A 4,587-nucleotide genomic window follows, 5' to 3' on the forward strand; every position below is an offset into this window, starting at 1 on the left:
CCGCTCCTCAAACGCCGGAGGGGCTGTTTTTTCGGCGCCCCCTACCCCTCCAGCATCCGCCGCAACAACCCCCGCAAAGCCAACCGCTCCTCCCTCGACAACCCGGCAAGCGGCTCTCTCGCGAAGTCCAGGGACTCCCGCAACCCCCGCGCCAGCCGACGCCCCTCCTCCGTCACCGCGGCCAGCTTCACGCGTCTGTCCTTGGGGTTCGGTCGGCGTTCCACCAGCCCCCGCGCCTCCAGCCGGTCCACTATCCCGGTCACGTTCGACGGCTCGCACTTCAGTTTCTGGGCCAGCCGCCGCATGGGCAACGGCTCCAGGGACAGCAGGCTCAGCAGCCGCGCCTGCGCTCCCGTCAGGGAGTGCTCGCCGGCGGCCTCCTCGTACTCCTCGTGGTAACGGGCCACGACCGTGCCGATGAGGTCGACGACCTCCAGGGTCAGCGGGTCGGTGGGAGTGGTCGTCTTCTGCGTGGCCATGAGCTCCAGGCTACCCCGATACTTGACATCATGAAATATTCAAGCGCATGGTTGTTTCAGATACTGAATTAACCGCCCGGTATGAAGCGTAAGCAGGCGACCGGGTGGCTACCCGAGCCGCACGCACGTACATACGCACGTCCGCAGGAAGGTCCCTCATGTCCGACACGCCCGCCCTCCCCGCCACCAGCCGCGAATGGCACCTGCTCAGCCGCCCCGTCGGCTGGCCGAAGCACGAGGACTTCGCCCTCGTCGAGGCGGAGGTCCGCCGGCCCGGTCCGGACGAGGTCCTCGTACGGAACACGTACCTCTCCGTCGACCCGTACATGCGCGGCCGCATGAGCGACGCCAAGTCGTACGTCGCCCCCTTCGAGCTGGGCAAGACCATGCAGGGCGGCGCCGTGGGCGAGGTCGTCGCCTCGAACGCCGAGGGCATCGCCCCGGGCGACCACGTGCTCCACTTCGGCGGCTGGCGCGAGTACGCCACGATCGACGCCAAGCAGGCCGTCAAGGTCGACCCCGAGGCCGCGCCCCTCTCCACCTACCTCGGTGTCCTCGGCATGACCGGTCTCACCGCCTACGCCGGGCTCCTGCGCACCGCCTCCTTCAAGGAGGGCGACTCCGTCTTCGTCTCCGGCGCGGCCGGTGCCGTCGGCAGCCAGGTCGGACAGATCGCGAAGCTCAAGGGCGCCTCCCGGGTCATCGGCTCCGCCGGGTCCGACGAGAAGGTGAAGCTGCTCGTCGAGGAGTACGGCTTCGACGCGGCCTTCAACTACAAGAACGGGCCGGTCAGCCGGCAGCTGCGCGAGGCCGCCCCCGACGGCGTCGACGTGTACTTCGACAACGTCGGCGGTGACCACCTCGAGGCGGCCATCGGCTCGCTCAACCGCGGTGGCCGCGTCGCCGTCTGCGGAATGATCTCCGTCTACAACAACACCGAGCCCGCCCCCGGCCCGAAGAACCTCGCCCGGCTCATCGCGACCCGCGGCCGCATCGAGGGCTTCCTCGTCGGCGACCACTACGACCTCCAGCCGCAGTTCGTCCAGGAGGTCGGCCCCTGGGTCGCCTCGGGCGAGCTCAAGTACCGCGAGACCCTCGTCGAAGGCATCGAGAACAACCTGGAGGCGTTCTTCGGGGTCCTGCGCGGCGACAACATCGGCAAGATGATCGTCAAGGTCTGAGTACGGCGTAGTGCGGTGCGGGCGCCCATAACGTCCGCCCGGTCACGGTCGTTGCACAGGCGGAGTCCGCACCCTAGGACGTGGGGTGCGGACTCCGCCATGTCGGGACAGGGTCAGGACACGGTCAGCAACGCCCGTCCCACTTGCGGGAACGAGCCCTTCGGATGGTCACGGAAGAGCGGTTCCGTGCCGAAGAGGACCACGTGCGGCCCGCTGACGACGGATGCCCGGCCCGCCGCCGCTGCCGGTCCGCCCGAGCCGTCCTCCAGGGACCGCCAGTGACCGGAGACGAGCGGGTTCCCGGACACGTACGACTGCTCGACGGTGACTGCCGGGCCGAGGCCGGTGAACCACACGGGCGCGTAGACGAAGCCGTGGCCGGGCGCCCCGGCCGTGACCGGGCCCGAGTTCACCACGCGGACCACCCCGTTGGCGTCCCCGTTGCCCTCCACCGCCGTCGCCTTCAGCAGCCCGGCGGCGGAGTTGAGCGCGGCTCCGGTCGCTCCCCTGCCGACGAGCCCGTGGCCGTCGAGGAAGCCGTCGAGGGCCGTCCGCGCGGCGGTGTTCAGGCGGTCGTACGAGAGCCCCGCGGACACGAACAGCACGTCCGCCGCCGACCAGTCGAAGCCCGCGTTGAGGACGGCCGTCGACACCGGGACGACGTCGAAGTTCATCTCCCGCAGCGCGAACAGCTCCCCCGGGGTGACGGCCGCGGCGACGCGCACATGCCGCAACGGGGTGCCGCGGGACGTCCTCGTCGCGTCGAAGGCCACGTCGTACGTCCGTGCCAGCGCCTGAGCCTTCCCACGCGCCGAGGAGGGCACGAGCGCGCTGCCGTCGGCGGCCTGCCGCACCGGAATCCCGTCCCTGAGGAGGGAGTTGAGCGCGGCGATCTCCTGCGGGCTGTCGAGCCGCAGCCGAAGGTCGCCGTGCGGGGCGACGTGACCGACGGACGCGGCCTCCTGAACCGGCCGTGCGGGAACGGCCGTGAGCCGGCCGCTCCTCACCTCGTCGACGGTCGCGCCCCACAGCCGCCCCAGGCTCCACCCGGAGATGTCGTACATCACCGACACCTTGTCGCTGATGTCCCGTCCGTCGGCCAGCAGCACGTTGGCGAGTCCGCGCTTGGGCTGGTGCATGTCGACGACGTACGAGCCCTTCGGGTACGAGCGGCCGCCGAGCCGGAAGGCGTGGGTCGCGCGGGTGACGCGTACGTCGTTGGCGAGCAGATGGTCGACCAGCCGGGCGGCCGCCGCGTCCGACCTCCCCCACTCTCGGCTTCGCTCGAGCGGGGGGACCCCCAGTCCGCCTCCGCCGGCCGGGACGACGTAGGCGCGTGGGAACTCGGTGGTGTAGACGTCCTCGGGGCCGATGCCCGGGACGCCCGGGACGGTCCTCTCGGAGACCGGGATCTGGGCGGCGCCGGCGGCTCCCCGCCGGAAGACCTCGATCTGGTCGGCGATGAGGGTGGTCCGGTGCCGTTGTACGTACGTGAGCGTCGCGCGCATCGCCGCGCCCGCCACGTCGACGTTGATCGCGGAACGGCGGCGGAGTTCGGTGACCGGGAGTGAGTCGTACGCCGCGTTGTTCACCTGGAGCGGGATCTCGACCGTGTGTGCGGCGACCGTGCCGTGGAACGCCGCGTACTGCGGGGTGAAGATCGGCGGCCAGTCGTCCCAGCCCTCCTCCTGGTCGCGGAAGGGGATCTGGGCGGGTTCGACGCCGTCCTTGCCGGGCGTGTAGCCGAGGCCGTTGACGGCGGCCTCCATGCCGAGGGCGTTGGCGTAGGTGTTCTTCAGGAAGAGGTCGTACTCGTAGTTCTCGCCGTGCGGCGGGGTGGTCGGCTCGATCAGTGTGCCGTTGACGTAGCCGTGCAGGTCCAGCATGACGGCCGGCTGCTTGTCGATCTCGATCTGCCGCATCGCACGCGCCTCGGGCTGGGAGGCGGTGACGAGGTCGCGGTTGAGGTCGAAGCCGTTCGCGTTGGCGCGGGTGCCGGCGATTCGGCCGTCGGGGTTGGCCGTGATGTTGAAGTAGAGCCGGTTGTGGGCGAGGAGGTCGGTGGTGTTCCTGTCCTTGGCCGTGGCGAGCCGTTCGATCAGCTTCAGGGCGGCGTCCGTGCCCTCCCACTCGTTGCCGTGGATGTTGTTGTTGAAGAAGACGGGGGTCTTGTAGGTCTTCTTGAGGGCCGGGTCCTTCGCGGCCGACTGGGGTGCGTTCTCGATGAGTTCGCGCAGGCGGTCCTGGGCACGGGCCTGGTGCGCGGTCTCCGGGGCGGTGACGGTGACGAGGTAGAGCCGGTGCCCGCCGGCCGACCGTCCGGCGATCTCGACGCTCACCCGGTCGCCGAGCCGTTGTAACGCGTTCAGCTTCGGCACGATGCCGTGGTACGGGGTGAGGCCCAGCTTGATGGACTTGTCGGCGGGGTTCTCCGGGTCCGGGGCGAGGACCTGCTCGCGGGGGTAGCCGCGGGTGGTGCCCTTGCCCTTGCCGGACAGGTCGGTGACGGGTGCGGTGAGGGCCCGCTGCGTGGCGCCCTCGGGCGCCCGGGCGGCGGTGTGCGGGAGGGGGGAGCCCTCACGGACGGGCGGCGGCGTGTCGGGGTCGTCCGCGGTGGCGGGGAGCGAGGTGAGCAGGAGGGAGCCGGCCGCGGTGGCGGCGACGGTCACGGTGGCGATCAGGGCGGTTCTCGGGGCGGAGCGAGAGGTGCTGGCGCTGCGTCTCGGCAGGAGCACGCGGTACCTCCAGGGGCGAGGGAGCCTGATGTGATCGATACAGCTCGGTACGGCGAGGTGTACCTGTTCGAATCTCGCGCAACAAGAGGGCGTGGGCGTCACGAATGCCCCGAACGGCACGGGGCCGTAGGCCGGAGGAGGGCACACGGGACCCGGAGAAAACGGTGAGCGGTCCGTCGCACGGCGTACGTG

3 protein-coding genes are annotated in these 4,587 nt (G+C 70.5%); 1 reads left to right on the forward strand and 2 read right to left on the reverse strand.

Translation table 11 applies throughout. The features are described from left to right. Positions 1 to 41: 41 nt before the first annotated feature. Complete coding sequence (locus tag FNH08_RS45090) at positions 42 to 479, reverse strand: MarR family winged helix-turn-helix transcriptional regulator (RefSeq protein ID WP_152777342.1); 438 nt, start codon at positions 477 to 479, stop codon at positions 42 to 44. Between the two features lie 158 nt (positions 480 to 637). Here FNH08_RS45090 and FNH08_RS45095 point away from each other — a divergent pair, with 158 nt between their 5' ends. Then, a complete protein-coding gene (locus FNH08_RS45095; RefSeq protein WP_152777343.1) occupies positions 638 to 1,660 on the forward strand; it encodes an NADP-dependent oxidoreductase in 1,023 nt (340 codons plus the stop codon). 113 nt (positions 1,661 to 1,773) lie between these two features. Here FNH08_RS45095 and FNH08_RS45100 read toward each other — a convergent pair whose 3' ends face one another. Beyond that, a complete protein-coding gene (locus tag FNH08_RS45100) occupies positions 1,774 to 4,338 on the reverse strand; it encodes a M14 family zinc carboxypeptidase (RefSeq protein WP_407704578.1) in 2,565 nt (854 codons plus the stop codon). Between the last annotated feature and the right edge of the window lie 249 nt (positions 4,339 to 4,587).

Origin of the sequence: Streptomyces spongiae (assembly GCF_009377185.1) — a bacterium.
GTDB lineage: Bacteria > Actinomycetota > Actinomycetes > Streptomycetales > Streptomycetaceae > Streptomyces > Streptomyces spongiae.

Coding starts and splice junctions, on each gene's coding strand:
- FNH08_RS45090 (WP_152777342.1), bottom strand. CDS start 479: ATGGCCACGCAGAAGACGACCACTCCCACCGACCCGCTGACCCTGGAG.
- FNH08_RS45095 (WP_152777343.1), top strand. CDS start 638: ATGTCCGACACGCCCGCCCTCCCCGCCACCAGCCGCGAATGGCACCTG.